At 67.8% G+C, this 23,521-nt stretch carries 26 protein-coding genes; 8 read left to right on the plus strand and 18 right to left on the minus strand.

The window, feature by feature from the left end; genetic code table 11:
- Positions 1 to 29: 29 nt before the first annotated feature.
- The 8 genes from KIP89_RS19380 (at position 30) to KIP89_RS19415 (ending at position 7,392) form a co-directional block, all read left to right on the plus strand.
- Positions 30 to 812 carry an ABC transporter ATP-binding protein gene (locus KIP89_RS19380; protein ID WP_213757249.1) on the plus strand — a complete coding sequence of 261 codons (783 nt, stop codon included), beginning with the start codon at positions 30 to 32 and terminating at the stop codon, positions 810 to 812.
- An 18-nt stretch (positions 813 to 830) separates the two neighbouring features.
- Positions 831 to 1,610: an ABC transporter permease gene (locus KIP89_RS19385; protein ID WP_213757250.1), complete on the plus strand. Its 780-nt coding sequence runs from the start codon at positions 831 to 833 to the stop codon at positions 1,608 to 1,610.
- 1 nt (position 1,611) lies between these two features.
- Positions 1,612 to 2,952, plus strand: coding sequence for a cytosine deaminase (locus KIP89_RS19390; protein ID WP_213757251.1), 1,341 nt, complete (start codon positions 1,612 to 1,614; stop codon positions 2,950 to 2,952).
- Positions 2,942 to 4,357, plus strand: a complete 1,416-nt coding sequence (locus KIP89_RS19395) for an FAD-binding oxidoreductase (RefSeq protein ID WP_213757252.1) — start codon at positions 2,942 to 2,944, stop codon at positions 4,355 to 4,357. The genes KIP89_RS19390 and KIP89_RS19395 overlap by 11 nt, the downstream gene beginning before the upstream one ends.
- The gene (locus KIP89_RS19400) at positions 4,357 to 4,944 is read left to right on the plus strand and encodes an NAD(P)H-dependent oxidoreductase (protein ID WP_213757253.1); all 588 of its coding nucleotides are present in this window, start codon (positions 4,357 to 4,359) and stop codon (positions 4,942 to 4,944) included. Before KIP89_RS19395 ends, KIP89_RS19400 begins: the two co-directional genes overlap by 1 nt.
- Before the next feature lie 120 nt (positions 4,945 to 5,064).
- Entirely contained in the window at positions 5,065 to 5,562 is a 498-nt protein-coding gene (locus tag KIP89_RS19405) for a MarR family winged helix-turn-helix transcriptional regulator (protein WP_213757254.1), read from the plus strand.
- 75 nt (positions 5,563 to 5,637) lie between these two features.
- Entirely contained in the window at positions 5,638 to 6,627 is a 990-nt protein-coding gene (locus KIP89_RS19410) for a 2-hydroxyacid dehydrogenase (protein ID WP_213757255.1), read from the plus strand.
- A gap of 6 nt (positions 6,628 to 6,633) precedes the next feature.
- Positions 6,634 to 7,392, plus strand: a complete 759-nt coding sequence (locus KIP89_RS19415; RefSeq protein WP_213757256.1) for an AprI/Inh family metalloprotease inhibitor — start codon at positions 6,634 to 6,636, stop codon at positions 7,390 to 7,392.
- A gap of 33 nt (positions 7,393 to 7,425) precedes the next feature.
- Here the strand turns inward: KIP89_RS19415 and KIP89_RS19420 are convergent, their stop codons facing one another.
- The 18 genes from KIP89_RS19420 to flgK all read right to left on the minus strand — a co-directional run bounded on the left by KIP89_RS19420 (position 7,426) and on the right by flgK (position 23,516).
- Complete coding sequence (locus KIP89_RS19420) at positions 7,426 to 8,271, minus strand: CheR family methyltransferase (protein WP_250152676.1); 846 nt, start codon at positions 8,269 to 8,271, stop codon at positions 7,426 to 7,428.
- On the minus strand, positions 8,268 to 9,473 hold the full coding sequence (locus KIP89_RS19425) for a protein-glutamate methylesterase/protein-glutamine glutaminase (RefSeq protein WP_213757257.1): 1,206 nt from the start codon (positions 9,471 to 9,473) through the stop codon (positions 8,268 to 8,270). Before KIP89_RS19425 ends, KIP89_RS19420 begins: the two co-directional genes overlap by 4 nt.
- Positions 9,470 to 9,850, minus strand: coding sequence for a response regulator (locus tag KIP89_RS19430; protein WP_213757258.1), 381 nt, complete (start codon positions 9,848 to 9,850; stop codon positions 9,470 to 9,472). The genes KIP89_RS19425 and KIP89_RS19430 overlap by 4 nt, the downstream gene beginning before the upstream one ends.
- Before the next feature lie 23 nt (positions 9,851 to 9,873).
- Positions 9,874 to 10,350: a chemotaxis protein CheW gene (locus tag KIP89_RS19435; RefSeq protein WP_213757259.1), complete on the minus strand. Its 477-nt coding sequence runs from the start codon at positions 10,348 to 10,350 to the stop codon at positions 9,874 to 9,876.
- Positions 10,347 to 13,052 carry a hybrid sensor histidine kinase/response regulator gene (locus tag KIP89_RS19440; RefSeq protein ID WP_213757260.1) on the minus strand — a complete coding sequence of 902 codons (2,706 nt, stop codon included), beginning with the start codon at positions 13,050 to 13,052 and terminating at the stop codon, positions 10,347 to 10,349. Before KIP89_RS19440 ends, KIP89_RS19435 begins: the two co-directional genes overlap by 4 nt.
- 67 nt (positions 13,053 to 13,119) lie before the next feature.
- Positions 13,120 to 14,793: a methyl-accepting chemotaxis protein gene (locus KIP89_RS19445; RefSeq protein WP_213757261.1), complete on the minus strand. Its 1,674-nt coding sequence runs from the start codon at positions 14,791 to 14,793 to the stop codon at positions 13,120 to 13,122.
- Between the two features lie 22 nt (positions 14,794 to 14,815).
- Positions 14,816 to 15,346: a hypothetical protein gene (locus KIP89_RS19450; RefSeq protein ID WP_213757262.1), complete on the minus strand. Its 531-nt coding sequence runs from the start codon at positions 15,344 to 15,346 to the stop codon at positions 14,816 to 14,818.
- Positions 15,346 to 15,732, minus strand: a complete 387-nt coding sequence (locus KIP89_RS19455) for a hypothetical protein (protein WP_250152677.1) — start codon at positions 15,730 to 15,732, stop codon at positions 15,346 to 15,348. The genes KIP89_RS19450 and KIP89_RS19455 overlap by 1 nt, the downstream gene beginning before the upstream one ends.
- On the minus strand, positions 15,729 to 16,274 hold the full coding sequence (locus tag KIP89_RS19460; protein ID WP_213757263.1) for a rod-binding protein: 546 nt from the start codon (positions 16,272 to 16,274) through the stop codon (positions 15,729 to 15,731). The genes KIP89_RS19455 and KIP89_RS19460 overlap by 4 nt, the downstream gene beginning before the upstream one ends.
- A 41-nt stretch (positions 16,275 to 16,315) precedes the next feature.
- Positions 16,316 to 16,717, minus strand: a complete 402-nt coding sequence (locus KIP89_RS19465) for a hypothetical protein (protein ID WP_213757264.1) — start codon at positions 16,715 to 16,717, stop codon at positions 16,316 to 16,318.
- Between the two features lie 10 nt (positions 16,718 to 16,727).
- On the minus strand, positions 16,728 to 17,480 hold the full coding sequence (locus tag KIP89_RS19470) for a flagellar biosynthetic protein FliR (RefSeq protein WP_213757265.1): 753 nt from the start codon (positions 17,478 to 17,480) through the stop codon (positions 16,728 to 16,730).
- The gene (gene flhA, locus KIP89_RS19475) at positions 17,477 to 19,564 is read right to left on the minus strand and encodes a flagellar biosynthesis protein FlhA (RefSeq protein ID WP_213757266.1); all 2,088 of its coding nucleotides are present in this window, start codon (positions 19,562 to 19,564) and stop codon (positions 17,477 to 17,479) included. The genes KIP89_RS19470 and flhA overlap by 4 nt, the downstream gene beginning before the upstream one ends.
- A 6-nt stretch (positions 19,565 to 19,570) precedes the next feature.
- Entirely contained in the window at positions 19,571 to 19,837 is a 267-nt protein-coding gene (fliQ, locus tag KIP89_RS19480) for a flagellar biosynthesis protein FliQ (protein WP_213757267.1), read from the minus strand.
- A gap of 3 nt (positions 19,838 to 19,840) precedes the next feature.
- Entirely contained in the window at positions 19,841 to 20,236 is a 396-nt protein-coding gene (flgD, locus tag KIP89_RS19485) for a flagellar hook assembly protein FlgD (protein ID WP_213757268.1), read from the minus strand.
- 10 nt (positions 20,237 to 20,246) lie between these two features.
- The gene (gene flbT, locus KIP89_RS19490) at positions 20,247 to 20,645 is read right to left on the minus strand and encodes a flagellar biosynthesis repressor FlbT (RefSeq protein WP_213757269.1); all 399 of its coding nucleotides are present in this window, start codon (positions 20,643 to 20,645) and stop codon (positions 20,247 to 20,249) included.
- A 10-nt stretch (positions 20,646 to 20,655) separates the two neighbouring features.
- Positions 20,656 to 21,003 (minus strand): flagellar biosynthesis regulator FlaF, encoded by a 348-nt coding sequence (flaF, locus tag KIP89_RS19495; protein ID WP_213757270.1) that lies wholly within the window; start codon positions 21,001 to 21,003, stop codon positions 20,656 to 20,658.
- A 16-nt stretch (positions 21,004 to 21,019) separates the two neighbouring features.
- Entirely contained in the window at positions 21,020 to 22,057 is a 1,038-nt protein-coding gene (locus KIP89_RS19500) for a flagellar hook-associated family protein (RefSeq protein WP_213757271.1), read from the minus strand.
- A gap of 4 nt (positions 22,058 to 22,061) precedes the next feature.
- On the minus strand, positions 22,062 to 23,516 hold the full coding sequence (gene flgK, locus KIP89_RS19505; protein ID WP_213757272.1) for a flagellar hook-associated protein FlgK: 1,455 nt from the start codon (positions 23,514 to 23,516) through the stop codon (positions 22,062 to 22,064).
- Between the last annotated feature and the right edge of the window lie 5 nt (positions 23,517 to 23,521).

A 23,521-nucleotide genomic window follows, 5' to 3' on the forward strand; every position in this document is an offset into this window, starting at 1 on the left:
GACGGGCCTACCCGAAACGACGAGAGAGAATGACCCTGTCCTTCACGGAACCCGCCCCCGCTCCTCTGCTCGCGCTTGAAGGCGTCGGCAAACGCTTTGCCAATACGGTCACCGCGCTGGACGGGCTCGACATGGTGGTACGGCAGGGCGAGTTTCTCTCGCTGCTCGGCCCCTCCGGCTGCGGCAAGTCGACCGCGCTGCGGCTGATCGCCGGCCTGGCCGACCCCACCGCCGGCCGCATCGCCTGGAACGCGGCGGAGGCGGACCGGCGCTCCATCGGTTTCGTCTTTCAGGAACCGACGCTGATGCCCTGGGCGAGCGTCTTCAGCAATGTCTTCCTGCCGCTGCGCCTTGCCGGCACCAGCCGCAAGGCGGCCACCCCGGCCATCGAGGAGGCGCTGGAGATGGTCGGCCTCACCGCCTTTCGCGACGCCTATCCGCGCGAACTGTCCGGCGGCATGAAGATGCGCGTCTCCATCGCCCGCGCCCTCGTCACCCGCCCGCGCCTGCTGCTGATGGACGAGCCCTTCGCCGCGCTCGACGAGATCACCCGCTTCAAGCTCAATAACGACCTGCTGGAGGTGTGGCGCCGGCTGGGCTGCACCATCGTCTTCGTCACCCATTCGGTGTTCGAATCGGTGTTCCTCTCCTCGCGCATATTGGTGTTCCGCGCCCGGCCGGGCCGGATCGCCGCCGAACTGGAGATCGACCCGAACCAGCCGCGCGACGAGGTGTTTCGCACCTCGCCGGAATATGTCGGGCTGTGCCGCGAGGCCTCGAAGGCGCTCGCCCACGCCATGGAAGCCGGCTAGGCGGCAGAGGGGCGGGCGATGGAACATTCCCCCTTCCGCTGGCTTCTGCCCCTCGCCGTGCTGGCGCTCGCGCTGCTCGGCTGGGACCTGATCGTGACCCTCAACAAGCTGCCGCCCTATATCCTGCCGAGCCCGGCTCTGGTGCTGGAGACGCTGGTCAAGGACCATGTGGTGCTGCTGAACTCCATGCTCGTGACGCTGCGCACCACGGGCATCGCCCTCCTCCTCGCCATGCTCGGCGGGGTGGCGCTGGCGCTGGTCTTCGCCACGTCGCGCATCATCGAATTCTCGCTGTTCCCGATCGCGGTGATCCTTCAGGTCACGCCGATCATCGCCATTGCCCCGCTGATGCTGATCTATCTCGACACAGACACGGCGGTGCTGTTCTGCGCCTGGATCGTCGCCTTCTTCCCGGTGCTCGCCAATACCGCGCTCGGGCTGAAATCGGTCGACCCGAATCTGCGCGACCTGTTCCGCCTGTCCGGCGCCTCGGCGTGGCAGACGCTGGTGCAGCTCAAACTGCCGACCGCCCTGCCCTATTTCCTTGGCGGCCTGCGCATTGCCGGGGGGCTGGCGCTGATCGGCGCGGTGGTCGGCGAGATGGCCGCCGGCTCGGCCGGACAGGGCTCGGGCCTCGCCTTCCGCATCGTCGAATCCGCCTATCGGCTCAACATTCCCCGCCTGTTCGCCGCGCTGCTGCTGATCTCGTTCTCCGGCATCGTCATCTATGCCGCGCTCAGCCTGCTCTCCTGGCTTGTGCTGCGGCGCTGGCACGAGAGCGAACTCGGCGGGAGCTGACATGCCGGATTCCATCCATCTGCCCTCCGCCCCTCTGCCACCTACCTATGTGCTCGGCGGCGCCCGCGTCCCCGCCAGCCTCGCGCATGGCATCGCCCCGGCCGACGCCGAAGGGCTGGCGCCGGTCGATATCCTTGTCAGCGAGGGCCGGATCGCCGCCATCGGCGCCGCACTTCCGGGGGAGGCGCTTCCGGCCGACGAGCTTCCCCGCCTCGCCTTGGGCGGCGGTCTCGTTCTGCCCGGCCTTGTGGATGTCCACACCCATCTCGACAAGGCGTTCATCTGGCAGCGGGCGCCCAATCCCGACGGCACATTTGCCGGCGCCCTCCAGGCGGCGGATGCGGACCGGCGCGCCCATTGGAGCGCGAGCGATCTGCGCCGGCGCATGGATTTCGCGCTGCGCTGCGCCTATGCGCATGGCACCGTCGCCATCCGCACCCATCTCGATTCGATCGGCCCGCAGACCGCCATCAGCTGGCCGGTATTCCGCGAGATGCGGGCCATCTGGCAGGGCCGCATCGCGCTTCAGGCGGTGGCGCTCACGCCGATCGATCTGGTGCTGGACGATTCCGAATTCCTGCCGCTGCTCGATGCGGTGCGCGGCCATGGCGGCGTGCTGGGCGCCGTCACCTATATGAGCCCCGCCTTGCCCGCCGGGCTCGACCGGCTGTTCACCGCGGCCGCGGAACACGGCCTCGATCTTGATTTCCATGTCGACGAGAGCGCCGACCCCGGCGCCCGCTCGCTCGCCCTCATCGCCGAGACCGCGCTGCGCCACGACTTCGGCGGGCGCATCCTCGCCGGCCATTGCTGCTCGCTGGCCCGGCAGGAGGCGGACGCGGTCGCCCGCACGCTCGACCTCGTCGCCCGCGCCGGGATCGCCATCGTGTCGCTTCCCCTGTGCAATCTCTATCTGCAGGACCGCCACCCCGGCCGCACCCCGCGCTGGCGCGGCATCACCCTGCTGCACGAGATGAAGGCGCGCGGCATTCCCGTGATGGTCGCCAGCGACAATGCGCGCGATCCGTTCTACGCCTATGGCGACCTCGACCTTCTGGAAGTCTACCGCGAGGCGACGCGCATCGCCCATCTCGACCACCCCTTCGCCGACTGGCCGTCCATCGTGGCGGCGACGCCGGCGGCGCAGATGGGGATCGAGGCCGGGCGTCTGGTGCCGGGAGCGCCCGCCGACCTCATCCTGTGCCGGGCCCGCAGCCTCAACGAACTGCTCGCCCGCCCGCAGGCCGACCGCCTCGTGCTGCGCGCCGGCCAGCGGATCGACGCCGCGCCGCCGGACTATGCCGAACTCGATGACCTCACGGGAATGTCGCATGGCCTATGACATCGCCGCCCTGAAAGCCCGCCTCGACGGCATAAGGCTGGAGGAGAACCCGGCGCTGGTGCGCCAGCGCAGCCGCGATTTCTACTGGTACTCGCCAACCCTGAAGCGGCAGCTCGACACGGTCACCGCCGACATCGTCGCCTTCGCGACCACGCAGGACGAGGTGCTGACGATTCTCGCCGCCTGCGCCGAGCTCGCCATTCCGGTCACGCCGCGCGGTGCCGGCACCGGCAATTACGGGCAGGCCATGCCGCTCGCCGGGGGCGTGGTGCTGGACCTGTCCGGCCTCACTCGCATCGTCGAGATCGCGCATGGCCGGGTGCGGGCGGAGGCCGGCGCGATCATCGCCGATATCGACGCCGCCTGCCGGCCCGGCGGCCAGGAACTGCGCCTTCACCCCTCCACCTACCGCACCGCCTCGATCGGCGGCTTCATTGCCGGCGGCTCGGGCGGGGTCGGCTCCATCACCTGGGGCGGCCTGCGCGACCTCGGCAACATCATCGGCCTCAAGGTCGCGACCATGGAACCGCAACCGCGCATTCTCGCCCTGTCCGGCGAGGAGGTGCAGAAGGTCGCCCATGCCTATGGCACCAACGGCATCATCCTCGAAGTCGAGATGCCGCTCGCCCCGGCCTTCGAGTGGATCGAGGCGATCATCGGCTTCGACGATTTCGCCCGCGCCGCCGCCTATGCCAATGCGCTGGGCGAACAGGACGCGATGCTGAAGAAGCTGCTCTCGGTCATCGCCGCACCGCTGCCGCAGACCTATTTCGCCCGTCATCGTCCCTATCTGCCGGCGGGCCAGCACATCGTTCTGGTCATGGTCGCGCCGATCGCCCGCGCCGCCTTTGACAGCTTCACCGCGCGCTGGGGCGGACGGCTGCTGTTCGATTCCGATGCGGTCGGCACCGAGGACGCCAAGGGCCTGCCCCCGCTCTATGAGCTTTCCTGGAACCACACCACGCTGCGCGCCCTGCGCCTCGACCCGGCCATCACCTATCTGCAGACGCTCTATCCCTTTCCCAACCAGCTCGATCTCGCCGCGCGCATCCATGCCGAGCTGGGCGACGAGGTGCCGGCCCATCTCGAATTCGTCCGCTTCGACGGCAAGGTGACCTGCTTCGGCCTGCCTCTGGTACGCTTTTCCACCGAGGAGCGGCTGGAGGCGATCATCGCCCGTCACGAGGCGATCGGGATTCCGGTGTTCAATCCGCACCGCTACACGCTGGAGGAAGGCGGCATGAAGCAGACCGATGCGGCGCAACTGGCCTTCAAGCGCGCGGCCGATCCCGCCGGCCTGCTCAATCCCGGCAAGATGATCGCCTGGGACCAGCCGGATTTCGATTTCGGCGCGGGGCGCACCTATCTGTTCGCCGGCCTCGCCGGCAAAGACGGAGCGCCGTGATGCGGGTACTCCTCGTCTATTGCCATCCGGTGGCCGAGAGCTTCAACGCCGCCGTACGCGATGCGGCCCTGCGCGGACTTCAGCGCGCCGGCCACGCGGTCGACCTGCTCGACCTTTATGCCGAAGGCTTCGACCCGGTGATGAGCCGCAAGGAGCGGCTCGGCTACCACACGCCCGGCCAGAACGCGCTGCCGGTCGCCGATGACCTCGCCCGGGTGAAGCGCGCCGAGGCGCTGGTCATCGTCGCGCCGACCTGGTGGTACGGCCCCCCCGCCATGCTCAAGGGCTGGCTCGACCGCGTGCTGGTGCCGCACGAGACTTTCGGCATGCCGCAGCCGCTGCGCCCGTTGGAACGCCGGCTTACCAATATCCGCCTGCTGGCCGCCGTCAGCACGCTCGGCTCCCCCTGGTACTGGTGGCTCTGGGTGGGCCAGCCGGGCCGCCGAATCATCATGGAAGGGGTCGGCGGCATCATCCATCCACGGGCCCAAAAGCTCTGGCTCGCCTTGCACAGCATGGATTCGGCGAGCGCCGCCAAGCGGGCCGCTTTCCTCGCCAAGGTGGAAGCGCGCTTCGCCGCCCTCTAGGCAGAGGCGATATTTTCCAGAAACTTTGACGGCGAAGCGGTTTACAGCCATGCTCCTGTCACGGCACAGCGTTTGATTGGTTCGTCGAACGAAGGCCGCGATCCTAAGGCGGGGGCGCCCATGAAGGATGGCTTCGAAAAGAGCATCAGCCACCGGCTCCACCATGCCGCGCGGTTGCAGCGGGCGCTTGCCGCCCGTCGCCTGCACGAGATCGGGCTGTTTCCGGGACAGGAGACGGCGCTCAAGCTGCTCGCCACCTCCGACGGACGCACCATGACCGAACTGGCGGCGGCGCTGCGTGTGCGGCCTCCGACCGCGTCGAAAACGGTCGGCCGCCTCTCGGCCCAGGGCCTGCTGGAGCGCCGCGCCTCGGAAGGCGACGCCCGCCTTGTGCGCGTCCATCTCACCGAGGAGGGCCGCGCGCGGGCCGGGGCGATCGACGGCATCTGGGAATCGCTCGAAAGCATCATGGTGGCGGGGCTCGACGGCAAGGACCGCAAGCGGCTGCGCAAGCTCCTGCGCAAGATCGAGAAGAACCTCTCGACCCAGCTCGGCGCCGCGCCGGACGCCATCGCCGACGCGGATGACGACGCCGAGATCGAAGACGAGACGGCCTGATCCTTCCATCGCCCACCCTTGAATCCGCCCGCACTTTGGTGACGAATACGGCTCCCTGACCCGAGGAGCCCGCGAATGGTCGATTCCTCCCGCCCCGAACTGCTCCAGACCGGCCCGATGATGGCCATGATCGAGGAGCAGCTCGGCGAGCATTTCATCGTTCACCGCCTCGACCGTGATGGGGCCGCCGAGATGCTGGCCGAGGCCGGCCCGCGCATCCGCGCCGTAGCCACCGGTGTCGGTTCCACCGCCGGCGGCGCCAACCGGGTGACCGAGGCGCTGCTGGCGCGGCTGCCCCAGGTCGAGATAGTCGCCAATTTCGGTGTCGGCTATGATGCGGTGGATGTTCAGGCAGCGGCGGCGCGCGGCATCGTCGTCACCAACACGCCCGGCGTGCTCGACGACGAGGTGGCTGACCTCTCCATTGGCCTGCTGCTGGCCACCGTCCGCCGCATCCCGCAGGCCGACCGTTTCCTGCGGGCCGGCCAGTGGCCGAAGGGGCCGTTCCCCTTCAGCCCCACGCTGCGCGACCGCACCATCGGCATCGTCGGCATGGGGCGCATCGGCCAGGCCATCGCCCGGCGCCTTGCCGGCTTTGGAAGGCCGGTCGCCTATCATAGCCGGCGTCCGGTCGAGGGGCTGCCCTACCCGCATTATCCTGCGCTGCTCGACCTCGCCGCCGCCGTAGACGTGCTGATCGTCATCGTGCCGGGCGGACCGGAAACCGACCGGATGATCAATGCGCCGGTGCTGGCCGCGCTCGGCCCGACCGGCATTCTGATCAATGTCGCCCGCGGCTCGGTGGTGGACGAGCCGTCGCTGATCGACGCCCTGCAGAGCGGCACCATCGCCGCCGCCGGGCTCGACGTGTTCGCCGACGAACCAAACGTGCCGGAAGCGCTGATCGCCATGGACAATGTCGTGCTGCTGCCGCACGTCGCCTCCGCCACCCATGTGACGCGCAACGCCATGGGCCAGCTCGTGGTGGACAATCTGCTCGCCTGGCGCGACGGGCGCGAACCGCTGACGCCGGTGCCGGAAACACCACCCTCCGTGCGGGGCTGAGCGGCCATGCGGGGTGGATGGCGCCTGTACGCGACGACAACCATCACCGGCCTCGCCCTGTGGGCGGGGGTGATCGCCGGCCCGGCGCGCGCGCAGCCGGCCGGCGAGGTCGCGACCGCCCCGGCCGAGCTGGTCGACGCCTATCACCTCACCAATGCCGATGGCGACCGGGTCTGTCCGATCCGCCTGCTGCCCGGCGCCGCCACGCTTGGTAAGGAAAAGGGGGCACCGGGGAACCCGCATTTCGCGGTCGAGCTGGACCGGGGCGCCTGCGCGGGCGCGATCCTGTTCGCCGCCGACATCGCCGCCTGGAGTCCGGGACCGGGCAACGCGATCCGGCTCTACAGCGCGGAGGGCCGGCTGGTGGCCGAATTCACCGAAGGCGCCGGCGCCACCTGGGAGGCGCTGCGCGAAGAGGACGGGGTTTATTTCCTGACCAACACCCGCTTGGCCGAACCGGCGCCATCCGCCGAGCCGGCGGATCTCATGGGGGAGTGGGACGTGTCCGACGCGGCGGGCCAGACCGTCTGCCGCCTGCGCCTCACCGACGCGGCTGTAGCCGGCGGCGCCTTCCGGCTGGTCCCGGAGGCGCGATGCGGCGCGATGCTGGGACGCCCCGCGCCCGACCGCTGGCGCCTTGAGGGCGGCGACCTGTTGCTGGAGGGGGCCGGCGGCATGCGCCTGCGCTTTGCCATTGGCGAGGACGCGGTCTGGAGCAAGGTACCCGTCGAGGCCCAGCCGCTCCATCTGATGCGCCTGCCCTGAGGCGCGGGCGCCCCAGGGCAGATGTCGTCGGGGCTATTTCGCCGCCAGCGCCATGGCGCTGGCCGCCGCCCGCGGCACATAGAAGCCGCGCCGGTTTCCCGCCACGAAGTCGGCGGTGAGGCCAAGCACCGTTTCCGCGCCGCCGAGCAGGAGATACCCGTCCTTGGCGGTGACACCGGCAATGCGCGCCAGAATGTCCGACTTGGTGGCCGAGTCGAAATAGATCAGCACGTTCCGGCAGAACACGATGTCGAACGTGCCGAGATGGCTGAAAGGCTGGAGCAGGTTGAGCCGGGAGAAGCGCACCATGGAGCGGATTTCCGGGGCGATGCGCCACTGGTCACCCACCTGCGTGAAGTAGCGCAGCAGGTAATGCACCGGCAGGCCGCGCTGCACCTCGAACTGGTTGTAGAGCCCCTCCTCGCAGCGGGCGAGCACATCCGACGACAGGTCGGTGCCGATGATCTCGACCCGGCGACCGCCCAGCAGCCTTTCGTTCTCCTTCAGCAGCATGGCGATGGAGTAGGGCTCCTGCCCGGTCGAGGCCGCGGCGCACCAGATGCGCAGCGTGTGCATCGGCGCGCGCTTCTGCAGCAGTTCCGGCAGAATATGCGTGGAGAGCAGATCGAACGGGTTCTTGTCGCGGAAGAACAGCGACTCGTTGGTCGTCATCGCCTCGACCACCGCATCGGCGAGGCCGGCCGGCGCGGGGCCGTCCCGCAGCAGCGCGACCAGCCGGGACATGTCCGGCACCTTCATCTTTTGCAGCACCGGTTCCAGGCGGCTCTCGAGCAGATACTGCTTCTCGTCGCCCAGGATCAGGCCCGACCGGGATTTCAGGAACCGGCGCAGGAAATCATATTCCGAGTGAGCAATCATTCCCGCCCCCCAACAATAAGCCGCGTGACCTTGCGACCGAGGTCGCCGATGGGGAGGATGCCGGCGCAGGCGCCGATGGCGGCGGTGGCTCCGGGCATGCCCCAGACCACGCTGCTCTCCTCGTCCTGCGCGATCACGCTGCCGCCCGCTTCCGCGATGCGCAGCGCGCCCTTGGCGCCATCCGAACCCATGCCGGTGAGAACCAGAGCCAGCGTCGCGGCTCCATAGACGGACGCGACCGCCTGGAACATCGGATCGACCGCCGGCTTGCAGAAATTCACCGCCGGGCCGTCGAACAGCCGGATCTTCGGTGTGCCACCCTCGCGCACCACATCCATGTGGATGCCGCCGGGGGCGACATAGATGCGACCGGCGACGATATCCTCGCCATCCTTGGCCTCGGCGCAGGGACGCCCCGACGCGCGGGCGACATGCTCCGCGAGGATCGCGGTGAAGGTCGGCGGCATGTGCTGGACGATCAGCACCGGCAAATGGCCGATCGACGGGCCGATATCGGTGAACACCTTGGTCAGCGCCTGCGGCCCGCCGGTCGAGCTACCGATGGCGAGCACGCCAACCGGCATCATCGAATAGCTGCGCAGCTTCTGCGGCAGCTTGCTGGCCGATGCGGACGGCGCGGCGGCAACGGCCGGCGCGCTGGGCGCGGAAGCCGGCGCGGAAACCGGGGCAGGAGCCGCCGGGGCCGAGGCCGGTGCCAGGCCCACCGGCGGACGCGGCAGGTGACGGCGGCGGCTGCGCTGGCCGAGGCCGCGCGCCTTCGCCATCAGTTCGGCGCGGAACTCTTCCGCCGCCGTCACGCCGCGGGTGGCGTCCGGCTTGGGAATGTAGTCGGCCGCACCGAGCGTGAGGGCGCGCAGGCTGACCTCGGCGCCACGCCGCGTCAGCGAGGACGCGACGAGCACGGCGGTGCCGGGCTTGCGCTCCAGCAGCAGCGGCAGGGCGGTGAGACCGTCCATGTCGGGCATTTCGAGATCGAGGATGATCACGTCGGGCTGAGCGCGTTGCACGTCATCGGCCGCGCGGCGGCCATTGGCATGGGACGCGACGACGTGGAATTCGCCGGTCTCGCCGAACCAGTTCGACAGCACGCCGCGCATGAACACGGAATCGTCGACGATCATCACCTTGATGGGAGGCGCCTGAGAAGAGGCGGCAGTGCTGGAGGCTGGCGTCATGGTCATGTCTCGCTCTTCTCCAGCAAGCCCACTTCTTCGAGCTTTTCGCGCAGGATGTCTTCGTCGAAGGGTTTCATGATGTATTCGTCCGCGCCGCTCGACAGAGCGCGGGCGATGTGGCCCATGTCGTTCATGCTGGTGCAGAACACCACCTTCGGAGCGGTGCCGTCGGTCTGCCCGCGCAGCTTCTCGAGAAATTCGAGACCGGTGACCTGCGGCATGTTCCAATCGAGCAGGATGCCGTCCGGCATGGAGCGGCTGCAGCGTTCAAGCGCCCGCTGCCCGTCCTCAGCCTCGTCGACATCGAAAGCCCAGCTCTCGAGCATCCGGCGGGCAATCTTCCGCACGAGGGCGGAATCGTCCACGACAAGAAAAGTCTTCATGGCGGCGTTCCCCGACGGCTCCATCACGCGGCCACGCGCGCGCTGCTGCCGACGGTGGCCAGCACCCGTTCGACATCGAGCAGGACCAGCAACTCGCCCTCCAGGCGATGCACGCCCTCGGAGAACTGGATCCAGTCCTCCTCGAGATTGGGCGGGTTGCTCTCATGCGTGCTGTCATCGAGCAGGAGCACGTCGCCGACGCCATCGATCAGCAGGGCGAAGGCCTCGCCGGTGCGTTCGATGCCGACGGCCATCCGCGCGACGCTGCTGTCGGACAGGCCGAGCAGGCGGCGCATGTCGATCATCGTGACGATGCGCCCGCGCAGGTTCAGCACCCCATCGATCTCGCGCGGGGCGAGCGGCACGGGTGTGATGCAGTCCGGCACGAAGACTTCGTTGACCGATGAGATCGGCACCCCGAAAAGCTGGCCGCCGATACGGATTGTGACAAACTGGCGGGCGTCGGTGAGCCCTTCCACGCTAGCGGTCGCGTTGCTCATGCCGCCTTCTCCTCATCTTCGTGAACCGCGAATTCGCGCAGCGCGGCGATCAGGCCCGTGCGATCGAACTTGGCGACGTAATCGGTGAACCCGGCGACACGGCCGCGTTCGATGGATTCCGGATTGCGCCCGGCCGCCATGGCGATGATCGGGAGGCTTTCCATGTGCAGTTCGCCGCGCACGCGCTCGGCGAAGCAGAAGCCGTCGACGCCGGGCATGTCGACCTCGCTGACCACCGCGTCGAAGCGGAGATCGCCCGACAGCTTCTCCAGCGCCTCATTGGCCGAGGCGCAGGCCGTCACCGAGTAACCATTGCCCTTGAGCACCGGCTCGAGCATCGCGCGGTGGAAGGCATTGCCATCCACCAGCAGAAGGCGCCCGGCCCGCTCATTGGCGGCGCGGGTGAGCGGAATGTCGAAGGACTCGCCAAAGGCCTCCTGCATGAAGTAGGCGACGTCGAGAACCTCGGTGGCGATGTCGTTGATGATCGCCCCGCCCATCACCTCAGGCGCCGCGGAGGACAGCTTGAGGTCGAACTCGGTCTCGACGATATCGACGATCTCGTCGACCACCAGGCCCATGGTCCGCTGGCCTTCCGAGAAGATGAGCAGCGGCTGCTTGCCGGTCGTCTTCCGCTCCACCTGGTCATTGGCATAGACGATCGGGATCAGCGTGCCGCGATACTGCGCCACGCTGCGGTCGGAGACGATCTCGACCTGCGAGGCTTCGAGTTCTTCAAGCCGCGTGACGAGAGCCAGCGGCACCGCCTTCATGCCCTGCGGGCCGGCGCGGCACAGCAGCAGCGAGGTCGCGTCGGAATCCGCCTCGGACGCCGCCTTCTGCTGGTCGGCCACCGCGTCCGCCGCCTTGTCGGCGCGGTTGGCGGCAAGATCGGCAAGACCGTTCGGATCGATGATCATGATCACGCGCCCGTCACCCAGAATGGTGCTGCCGGAGACTAGCGACACGCTGCGCAGAACCGTCGACAACGGCTTCACGACGATTTCCTCGGTGTGCAGCACGCTGTCCACGACCACGCCGAAGCGGTGGCTGCCGACCTGCATCACGACGATCAGCTCGCCTTCGGGCCGCTCGCCCCAGTGGCACGACAGGTTCATCACCGTGCCGAGATCGACGATCGGCAGCAGCCGGTCGCGCAGGCGCAGCACATGGGCGTGCTTGATGAAGCTGAGCGAATGCTCGCTGTCGGCGCGCACCCGCACCAGCTCGACCACGGAGGTCTGCGGCAGGGCGAAGCGTTCGCCGGTGCTTTCCACGATCAGCGCCGGCACGATGGCCAGGGTGAGCGGGATCTTGATGATGAAGGTGGTGCCCTCGCCGCGCTTGGAGCGCACGTCGATGGTGCCACCGATGGATTCGATGTTGCAGCGCACGACATCCATGCCGACGCCACGGCCGGACACGCTGGTCACCGCCGCCGCCGTCGAGAAGCCGGCGTGGAAGATGTAGCGGAAGGCCTGCGCATCGGTCATGCGGGCCGCATCGGCCTCCGAGCACAGGCCGTTTTCCACGGCCTTCACCTTGATCCGCTCGACATCGAGGCCACGGCCGTCATCGGAGATTTCAAGGATGACGTGGCCACCCTCGTGATAGGCGGAGAGGCGGATCGTGCCCTTGTCCGGCTTGCCGGCAGCGCGGCGCGCGGCAGGCATTTCCAGACCATGATCGGCCGAGTTGCGGACCATGTGGGTGAGCGGATCCTTGATCTGGTCAAGCACCTGCCGGTCGAGGTCGGTCTCGGCACCGTGCTGTTCCAGCTCGATCTGCTTGCCCAGATCCTGGGCCAGATCGCGCACGATGCGCGGCAGCTTTTGCCAGGCATTGCCGATCGGCTGCATGCGGGTGCGCATCACCGCTTCCTGCAATTCGCCGGTCACGGTTGAGAGGCGCTGCAGCGGGCTCTTGTACTCGCTGTCCTCATTGCGCCGGCTGATTTCCATCAGCTGGTTGCGGGTGAGGACCAGCTCGGACACCATGGTCATCAGGTGTTCGAGCACGGAGACGTTGACGCGGATCGTCTGGTTCGCGACCGACGTGCTGTCGTTGCCGGTCGAGGCCGGCGGCGCGTCGGCCGTCGCCTTGGCGGCAGGCGCGGCGGCGGGGGCGGCCACGGCAGCCGCCACCGGCGCAGCGACGGGAGCGGCGGCCGGCTTCGCGGCCGGAGCTTTGACCTCGACCGCCGTCTCACGGAACATGCGCTCAAGCTCGTCGAGCGGAACCTCGCCCGGCAGCGTCTCGCGCTCCTGCACGATCAGCGGCTTGTCGGCCACGGGCGGCGGCGGCGGGGCGTCCGCCACCACGTCGGTGCGGGCCACCTCGGCCTCGAGTTCGGAAATCAGGTCCTCATCCGAGCCGGCCGGCTCGATGCCGTCCGCGTGCTCGATCTCGGTCAGGATCGCCTTGATGCGGTCGACCGTGCGCAGGATCAGCCCAACGGCGCCGGTCGTGACCGGCCGGCCATTGCGGAACTCGTCCATCAGCGTTTCCGCCGCATGAGCGAGGCCGGCAAGGCGCACCAGGCCGATGAAGCCGCAGGTTCCCTTGATGGTGTGAACCAGACGGAAGATGTTGTTGAGGATATCCCGGTTGTTGGGATCGGTCTCGAACTTCACAAGCTCGACGTCGGCGACGTCAAGGCTTTCGGAAGTTTCCGTCAGGAATTCGCGGAGAAGATCGTCCATGGCTCAAACTCGAATGTGGCAATGGGGCGGCGGGGACCGCCGGCGAAGAGACGCCGGCGGCGATTGATCAGGCCGCGCGGACACGCTGGATGAAGGTGTCGACCTGGGTACGCAGGCGGCCAGCCTGCGCGGACAGATCCGCCGCGGAACGGACGATCTCGTTGGAGACACGGCCGGTATCGGCAGCAGCAGAACTCACCGTGGTGATGCTGGAAGAGACTTCCTGAGTCCCCTGCGCCGCTTGGTGCACGTTCTGGGCGATCTCGCCTGTCGCGGCACCCTGCTCGTCGATGGACGTGGCGATGGCGCCGGAGATCTCGTCGATGCGCCGGATCGTGCCGGAGATACCCTCGATCGCCTTGACGACGTCGTTGGTCGCGCCCTGCACGGCGGCGATCTGCGAGGAGATTTCGTCGGTGGCCTTAGAGGTCTGCTCGGCGAGCGTCTTCACTTCCATGGCGACCACCGCGAAGCCGCGGCCCGCCTCGCCCGCCCGCGCCGCCTCGATGGTGGCGTTGAGGGCGAGAAGGTTGGTCTGCGAGGCGATGTCGGTGATGAGGTTGACCACCTGGCCGATGCGCTGGGCGCTGGCGGCGAGGCCGCGCACCACTTCGGCGGTACCGGTCGCCTGGTCGGTCGCCTCGCCGGCGATCTTGGCGGCGGTAGAGACCTGATGGCCGATCTCACGGACCGACGCGGCCAGTTCCTCGGCCGCCGAGGCGGCGATCTGCACATTGCTGGTGGCCTGTTCGGCCGCCGCGGCAACGACGGTGGACTGGCGGCTGGTCTCGTCCGCCGAAGTGCTCATGCTCGCCGCCGACTGCTCAAGCTGGCTGACGGCCGCGGCCACCGAGCGCACGACGCCCGAAACCTCGCTGTCGAACTGCTCGGCGAGCTCGCGCATCGCGGCGCGCTTCTCGACCTCGGCCCGCTCCGCCGAGGCGGCCTGTTCCGAGCGCAGGGCCTCGGCTTCGCGGATGGTGCCGAGAAGATCGGCGGTGGAGCGCCACAGGTCGCCGATCTCGTCGGTGCCGGGATTGGCTTCCACATCGACATCGAGCTTGCCGCCCGCAACCGACTTCAGCGTCTCGCTGACGCGGCGCACTGGGCGGCTGAGGGTGAACACGCCGATGAACAGCGCCGCGCCGATGCCGATCACGAGGCCGAGGGCGGTCGTCACGATGATCATCTGGGCCGCCCAGACGCCCATGTCGGCCGCTTCCTGGCGGAGCGGTTCGAGATGCGAACGGACCTGTTCCACATGGGTGTTGAGCGAGGCCTGCAGCGCCTTGCGGTTGGCGCGGTTCGCCTCGTTGTTGCCCTGCTCGTTGGCGGCCTTCGGCCCGTCCTCGACGGCGAGGCGGGCGGTTTCCTTGCGGAAGGCGAAGAACTTGTCGAGATCGGCGGCAACCTCGGTGAGGCCGAGATCGTCCGCGTCGGAGGTGACGGCCTTGGCCTGCTTCACGGTCGCGCCGAGCTGGTCCAGCGTCTTCATCATGCCAGCCGCGAAGGGCTTGGCCTTCTCCACGCTGTCCGCCATGTAGGTGCCGCGCGCGTCCATGACCACGGCGCTGATGAGGCCGTTCATGCGCTCGGCCAGAAAGGCCCGCTGGGAGTAGCGGTCCAGCTCGTTGGCGAGCCTGTCCTCGGCGTTCAGGGCGTAGAGAGCGAGCCCACCGACGGCGAGCGTCGACAAGCCAAGCACCGCGACGATCGCGTATATTTTGCCGGTGATCTTCATCTGGCGGATTCCACTATTATCATTAGTGAGTTGCGGGTTCGGCTTTGCCGTTGGACGTCGTTTTCGGGCCGGCTTTCGGTTTGGAACCGGAGCGATCGACCAGTGCTCTGATTTCGCTCTTGTCGATATAGTTCACAGAGTCGACGAGAACTTCCTGAACAACATCGCCATTGAGTTTTTCATTGGCGCGTTTCTTGATGCTCGCCAGCATATCGGCAAGGTTGTATTTGGACAGCTTGCCGAATTCGACGCGGCCGTTCATGTAGATCTCGTCGAAGGCCGCATTGATGACAAAGACCTGCGGATCCACCGTGATCTGACGCAGCGTGCCGGCGTCGGCGGTGTAGACGAGCTTGAGCACGACATAGCCGCGCACGCCGCCGTCCAGGATCATCGGCACGTTGATCGCGTCGAGCCGGCGATATTCGAGCCCGGCGAGGTAAGGCTCGTCCTCTTGCTTGGCCGCCGTTCCCGCGACCCAATAGGCGCCGCCATAGCTCGAGAGCAGCGTCACGACGCAGACCCACAGGCCGATCAGCAGCACCTTGACCATCACGCGCCGTACCGTGTCGCAAGGGAGATCGAGTAGGTGCCGTCCGACTCCGCATCGCGCAGCGCGGTGCCGAGGATGGAGGCGACCTCCTGCGCGGCCGACAGATGCAGGCCGAGAAGTTCCTGGTTGCGCAGCAGCTTGCCGCGAAGCTGGGCGAGCCGCTCCAGCGTCGTGCCGTCAAGCGCCGCCGGCAGCGCCCGCGCGGCCCGGCTGAGTTCCAGCAGGCTGCGGCTCTTGCGCCGGGTAATCTCTTCCAGATCGATCGGCAGGCGCAGATGCAGCGCCTCGTTCTCCTGCTCGACGGCGTCCTCCAGCCGGTCAAGCAGACCGCCGAGAAGAAGCGCCGCGGCGCAGATCTGGGGTTCGTGGAAGGTCATCGCGCTCATGTGCGCACCCCGCCATTGAGGCCGGAAAGCCCGGCGGCATTGGCGGCCGCGTGAGCGGCGCCGGTGGAGGCGCTGCCGGCGATGCGCTCGGCAAGGCCGACGCCGCCGGATTTGGCGACCTCGTTGGCGATGCGCTCGGCCAGCATGGAGCGCCAGACCTGGCCGGCCGTGCCGGCGCCGAACAGCGCCGCATTGGCTTCGGGCAGGATCGAGTCGACAAAGCCCGAGAGCACCATCGCCTCGAAGCGGCGATAAGCTTCCGGGGTGGCGCCCGACGACTTCTCGGAAAGAGCGGTCGCGTTGCGCAGGGCGAGCGAGGAGGAGGCGGCGAGCGGGCTGCGGCCCTCCATCGGGATGGCGGCCGGCGCGATGGCCGGCGCGGTCTCCGAAAGAGCGTCGTCAAAGCTCAGCGCCGTGGTGGACGCGGTGGTCGGCGCCGCCGCGGAAGCCTGCCGCAGCCGGGTGGCCATGGCCTGCGACTTCTGCGGATCGGCCGCCTTGACGACGTCGAGAATTAGGTCCGAGGGAAGTTGAATGCTCATGTGCCGCACCGTCTGGAATTCGACGTTTGCAGGCTCGCAAATCAGGCTGGTGGGAAGCTTGCTTCACGCCGCAGCAGGGCACTCTCAAGCGCCTCGTCGAGCGCCTTGCGGTCGTCTTCCGCCCGGCAGGCCTCACGCGCCGAGCCGGTCGAACGCTCGGCCCGCTTCAGCCGCATCGCCTCGCGCAGGGCAATGGCCTGCTGCGCCGCGATGGCGGCCGTGAGCTGCCCGATCTCCGAATCGATCGCCTTGAGCCGACGCGAGACGAAGCCGACGACGACCGGCGCCAGGCACTCGTCATTCAGCACCTGCATCACGTCACGGCGATTGGCTTGCGCATCGGCGAGGCTGCGCTGCAGGCGGATGAGTTCGTGATCCGCGCGCTGGTTCAGGCGGCTCTGCAGCGCCTCGATCCGCTTCAGCTTGGCAAGACGTTCCTTCATCTCCACCATCTCAGCCGCCCCTCAGCCAGACGCCGAAGGCGGCGATGAACATGGCGAGCATGTCGTCGGCGATCGCATAGAGCAGCAGCAGCCCGCCCAGCGTCACAAAGGGCATGGCGATGAAGTAGACGGGGATCTGCGGCGTCAGCTTGTTGGTGAGGCCGACGGCGAAATTGACCACGACCGAATAGATCATGAACGGGCTGGCCAGCCGCAGCGCCAGCAGGAAGGTCGCGGAGAGCTGGTCCACCGCCTGGGTCAGCACGCCGCCCGCATTCATCGCCTGCGCCGGCGGGATGCGCGAATAGGAATCGACCAGCGCCTTGATGATCTCCCAGTGCTGGCCGGTGACGAAGATCAGCACCGTCGCGCTGAGGCTGAACAGCACGGTGATCTCGGGCATCTGCTCGTCTTCCACCATGATGCCGGCCGGCATGGCGAGGCCGATCGACTGGGCGGCGGCGGTCGCCATCGCCTGCAAGGCGAGCACGAAGATGCGGGCGAGCAGGCCGATGATGCCGCCGGTCGCCAGTTCGCCGGCGATGGCCAGCAGGAAGTCCGGCAGCCCGGCCCCGGCGAGCGAGCGCACGACCGCCCCCTCCAGCAGCGGCAGCAGCGCCAGCGAGACGCCCAGCGCGAGGAACAGCCGGATCTTCATCGGCAGGCGCGCGCTGGCGAAGCCCGGCATCAGCATGAAGCAGGCGCCGATGCGGCAGAAGACGAGGAAGCCGGGGACGACCAGCGCGTCCGCCTGCGACATCATGCAATGGCTCCCAGCGAGCGTATGTCCGTGCCGCGGGCGATCTCGACATGGGAGAGCACGGGGAGCGCCGGGAACATGCGCTCGATGATCATGCGCACATAGGGCCGGGCGTCGGGCGCGGTGACGAGGGCGAAGCTGCCCGCTGACTTCATCCGGTCGCGAATGGCCACCGAGGCTTCGGCGCCGAACTGCTCGACGAGGCGGGGGTCGATATCGAACTCCGCCACTTCGCCCTTGGCGTCGCGCTTCAAGCTCTCATGGAAGGTGAGATCCCACTTGCCGCCAAGGCGCAGCACGTTGAGCCGGCCGCCATCGGAAAGATCGCCGCAGATCTGCTGGGCCATGCGCATGCGCACATGCTCCACCACCTGCTCGGAGCGCCGCGCATGCGGCACGATCTCGGCGATGGCTTCGAGGATCAGATGCAGGTTGCGGATCGAGACGCGCTCGGCCAGCAGCAGCTTCAGCACCGCCTGGAGACCGGAATAGGAGATCTGCGACGGGCAGATATCCTCGATCAGCCGCTTGTACTCGGGATCGAGCCGGTCCAGCAGCGAGCGCATGTCCTTGTAGGAGAGCAGCTGCGCCAGATTGTTCGAGACCACTTCGCTGGCATGGGTCAGCATCACCGATAGCGCGTCGATGGCGGTGAAGCCCTCGCGCTTCACCTCGGCCGCATAGGCTTCGGAAATCCAAACGGCCTTCATGCCGAAAGCGGGCTCGCGCACCTCGTCGCCGGGCACATCCGGGCGCGGGCCCTCGCCCACCACCACCATGATCTCGCCGATGCGCATGTCGAAGGTGGCGACCACGGTACCGTGCATGCGGATCTGATAGGCCTTGCCGGGCACGGAAAGGGCTTCGCTGATCTTGATGTCGGGGACCACGAAACCGTAACGCTCGGCGAATTTGCGCCGCATCTTGCCGATGCGATGGGCCATCTCGCCGGGATTGCGCAGCACCACGGTCGCCAGTTGCTTGCCGACGGCGATCTCGATTTCCGCCGTCCGCAGCGTCTCCCTCACCGAATCCTTGGCGGCGGCATCGACCAGCTGCTTCTGTTCCGCCTCGACCTCTCTCTGCGCCTCCTGCTGCCGGGCGAGCAGGACAGGCACCCGGTAGCCGATGAAGGCCATGACCGCGCCGAGCCCGGCAAAGGGGAGGAAAGGCAGGCCGGGCACCAGAGCGAGGCAGAACAGCAGGCTGGCGGCGACATAGAGCGCGCGCGGATAGGCGCCGAGCTGCCCCAGCACCGCCTTGTCGGTGGAACCGCGCGTGCCGCCCTTGGAAACCAGCAGGCCGGCCGCCAGCGAGATGATCAGCGCGGGAATCTGCGAGACCAGGCCGTCGCCGACCGACAGCCGGGTGAAGATGTCCGCCGCCTCGCCGAGCGGCAGGCCGTGCCGGGTGACGCCGATGATGATGCCGCCGAAAATATTGACGGCGATGATGATGAGGCCGGCCACGGCCTCGCCGCGCACGAATTTCGAGGCGCCGTCCATCGAGCCGAAGAAGGAGCTTTCCTCCTCCAGTTCCGAGCGCCGGAGCTGGGCCTGCTTGTCGTCGATAAGGCCGGCATTGAGATCGGCGTCGATCGCCATCTGCTTGCCGGGGATGGCGTCGAGGGTGAAGCGCGCGCCGACCTCGGCGATGCGGGTGGCGCCCTTGGTGATGACGAGGAAGTTGACCGTGATCAGGATCACGAACACCACGATGCCGATGACGAAATCGCCGCCCATCACCAGTTGCGAGAAGCCGGAGATGATGTGGCCGGCCGAATGAACGCCATCCGCGCCATGGGCCAGGATGAGGCGCGTCGTGGCGATGCCGAGCGCGAGGCGCAGGAGCGTCGCGATCAGCAGCACGGTCGGGAAGGCGGAGAATTCAAGCGGCTTCTGAATCCACAGCGAGACCATCAGGATCAGCACCGACACCGCGATCGACAGCGCGAGGCCGAAATCGATCAGGAAGGGCGGGATCGGCAGAAACAGGATCGCGAGGATCGCGACGACGCCGAGCGCGAAGCCGATATCGCGGCGGGACTGGCGCTGAGGCGCGGCGGGAACGAGGCTGAGATCGGTCATGACGCATCAGAATCCGGTGCCGATGCGGCCATAGACCTCCTCGGTGAAGGCGAGGATCTGCTGGCCGACGAAAGTGGCGGTCAGCGCGGAGACGACGAGCACCGCGATGATCTTCGGGATGAAGGTGAGCGTGACTTCCTGGATCTGCGTCAGCGCCTGGAACAGGGCGATGGCGATGCCCACCGCCATGGCGGCGACCACGGCCGGCCCCGAAGCGATGATGATGGTCCAGATCGCCGATTGAACGACATCGAGCGCGTCGACCTCGTTCATCGCTCAGGACATCCGCACGCCCGAGGAGAGCGCAAGCTCGCGCCCGTCGGCCAGCGTGGCAATCGGCGCGTCGGCGGCGATGCGCACCGATGTCACCGTGCCGGAGACGAGGCCGTCGGCGCTGGTGACGGTGCGCCCGATGGCGGCATCGGCGATCTGCAGCGAGGAGGAGGTCAGCAGGGAATCCAGCTTGGCGTTCGCCGCCATGCTCTGCTCCACCTGCGAGAAAGAGGCGAGCTGGCCCATATACTGCGCCGAATCCATCGGCTCGGTCGGGTCCTGGTTCTTCATCTGGGCGATGAGGAGTTGCAGGAAGGCACTGTAATCGAGCGTCTGCGGCTTGGCCGCAGCCGAGGTCGTGGCGGTGCTGGCGGAGCTGAGCGGGTTAACCTGGGTCATCGCCCTCTCCTCACGCGGCTTTCGGCGCGTCGGCGCCGAGAATGCCCGCTTCGATCATGAACAGGCGGCGGATCGCCCGCAGCGCCTCGAACAGGCGGCCGGCCTGCACGAACTCGCCGACCTGGGCGAGCGCGGCAACCAGCGCATCATTGGTGAAGCTCGTCATCAGCCCGGCGAGCTGCCCGTTGAACACGGCCTGCGCCGCCGCGCCCTTGCGGGGCTCGATCAGCATCGTCTGCACCGCGAAATAAAGCTGGCGCATCGGCGTGGTGGTGTCCTCGACCTGCAGGACATGGCTTTCCAGCAGGAAGGCGACGTCGTTGAGCAGTTCGATGGTCACCTTGCGGTCGACGCGGATCACCGCGCCGTTGAGGAAGATACGTTCACCGGGTTTCAGCGAAATCAGCATGTCACATGCCTCACATCAGGCCGTCGCGAATGGAGCGGTTGACCTCGATGAGGCCGGAGAAATTGGTGGAACGCTCCTGGATGATCTGGTCGGCTTCCCTGATGACCCACAGCCCGATCGAGATCAGGTTGCCGCGCAGCGTTTCCGCCAGCTCGTTATGCGGGTCGGTCAGGTCGCGGATGAGGAAGCCCCAGAGCTTCTGCAGATAGAGCACCGCCTGCGCGGCCTCGGGAGAGGAAGGGCCGTTTTCCTGGGCCTTGATCAGCAGGGTGAGCGCGTGGTCGAGCGCGAGGCGTTCTTCCTCGCGTCCTTCGACACCCGAGTCGCCCAGTATTTCTGCATAGGTGAAGCGATACATGTGACGACCCTTCCGATCAAACGTAGTTCATGATGGACATCTTCAGTATTCGGGCAGTCAGCGAGTAGCTCATCTCGATCTGCGTCGAGACCATGTCGAGCCTCGTCTTGGCTTCCGCCGGATCCACCGATTCAAGCTTGTCGATGCGCCGGCTCACGGCGTCGAGACCGCGCTCCATCAGCGAATTGGCGGCCTCGATGCGGTTCTGCGAGGTGCCGAGCCGCGTGCTGATCGAGATCAGCTCGCTCGTCCCCGTGCCGGTCAGCGAGCGCGCCGTTTCCATCACCATCTGCAGCGCCGAGCCCTTGAGGTGCTCGGTCCCCAGCGCCGATACCATCGTGTATGCCATCGCAAGCTTGCGCATGGCTGGTTCATTGGCGTTGGCCGACGTCTCGATGCGCTCCAGCGCCGAGATCCCGCTGTTCAGATTGGTGCTGGAGGCGTCCGACCAGGTGGCGCTCCAGCCCGGCTCCTCGAAGAAGGCGGCGAATTCGTTGTCGATGAAGTCCTTCAGGTCGGCCGCCGGGATGGAGCCGGTCGCCGGGTCGGACGGATCGAAGCCGAAGCGGGTGTTGAACGCCACCGCGATCGCCGCGCCCGGCCCCTCGTCGAAGGCCGCGACCGGCTTCTGGCCGCTGTTCATGCCGCCGAACAGAAAGCGCCGTCCGTCGGTGAGATTGAGCGTCGAGGTCAGCGCGTCGCGAAAGCCCGCCGCCTGCTGCTGGAGAACCGAGGAGGCGCCGTCGGCCTCGGAGATGCCGGAGAGCATCTGCTGGAACTTGTCGGCCTGCACGCGCATGTCGTCGAGCGTCGCCTGGGTGCGTTCGAGCTGGGCCGACATGGCGGAGTTGCCGTCGACATAACGCTGGATCGACGCCACCTCGGCGCGCAGCCGCACGCTTTCCGCCGTACCGACGCCGAGCGAGAGGCCGAGATCGGCGCGCCGGCCGGTCGTCAGTTCCTTGCTCGCGGTGGCCAGCTCGCCCTGAAGGCGAGGCAGGGCGTTGCGCGGCGAATTCATCAGGGTCTGGGTGGAGATGAAGCTTGTGCGCATGATGTCAGTCCGCCGCCCGCAGCAGGGTGTCGAAGAGGTCGTTGATGATGGCAATCAGCTTGGACGAGGCCTGATAGCTGCGCTCCAGCTCAAGCTGGCGGGCATATTCGTCGTCCATGTTGATGCCGGTCGCGTTGGACAGCGCGTCCGAGGCGTGGGCGAGCAAGGCCGTCTCGCTCTCCGCCGTGGCCGCAACGGTCTTGCGCTCGCCCTCCAGCCAGCCGACCGAGGCGGTGCTGAAATCGGCCATGGTCGCCGAACTGCCGATCTCCGAACCGGGATCGAAGGCGCGCACCGCGGAAACGCTCGCCTGAAGCCGGCGGATTTCGTCCGCGAAGCTCGCCGCGCCGGTCGTGTTGGCGCTGTAGGCCGCGCCGTTGATGCCGCCGTCGCGCAGCAGGTTGAGCGTGCCGCCCTGCGCCGGATCGACCGCCGCATTGACCAGAATGCGGCTCGCCGCCCCGGTCGCGGTGCCCGGCAGGGCGCCGGAACCGTCGGTGAACAGGCCGGGCATGTCGGGGGCCCCGCCGCCGGTGTGATCGACCTCGGCAAAGGCGCTCATCAGCCCCTGCGCGATCTGGTCGAGCTGGGATTCGAACACCACGGCGGTGCGGTCGCGCAGCTCGGCAAGCCCGACCAGCCGGCCCGAGCGCAGCGCCATGGTGGCGCCGTCGCCGGTGACGCTGACGCCGTCGACCATCACCGACTGGCCGGCCATGCCGGCGGCGAAGACCGGGGTGGTCTCGAAGCTCACCGTGCGCGGGCGCGTCTCGAACAGGGTGGTGCCGCCATCGGTGTAGATCACCATGTCGTTGTTGCCGCGACTGATCGTCGTGACGCCCATCTCCTCGGCGATCGAGGCGAGCAGGGTGTCGCGCCGGTCCATCGCGTCAGTCACGTCGGCACCCTGGGCGGTGCCGCGCACCACCGTGGTGTTCTCGATCTCGAACTGGCCGAGCAGGTCGTTGACCCGCGCGACCGAGCGCGCCATCGACGTATCGGTGTCGGAGCGCACGGTATGGACGGCGTCGGCGGCGGTGTTGAGCGCGGTCGCCAGATACTGCGCCTTCACCACCACCTCGCTGGCGATGGCCGGCTCGTCCGGTGCGTTGGCATATTGCGCCAGCGTATCGGTGAGCGCGCCGAGCCGGGCCGCCGGCGAGGCATCCGCTTCCGGGTCGCCGACCGTGGTCTGGAGGCGCTGCAACCCGTCCAGCACCGCCTGTCGGTCGGCGGTGCGCGAGGTGGCGCTGAGCATGCGCATGTAAAGAGCGTTGTCGCTCGCCCGCGAGACGCTGACCACGGTCGCGCCGCCCTCCGCCACGGTCGTGGTGACGGCGATCTTGCGGGACGTGCCGGCCTGGCCGGCGCCCGAAATGTTGCGCGCGGTGGTCTCGATCTGCGACGCCGTGCTGAACAGCGACGATCGGGCACTGTTGAAGGCGAGCGAAAGGCTCATGACGA

Origin of the sequence: Ancylobacter radicis, from assembly GCF_018449475.1 — a bacterium.
Lineage (GTDB): Bacteria > Pseudomonadota > Alphaproteobacteria > Rhizobiales > Xanthobacteraceae > Ancylobacter > Ancylobacter radicis.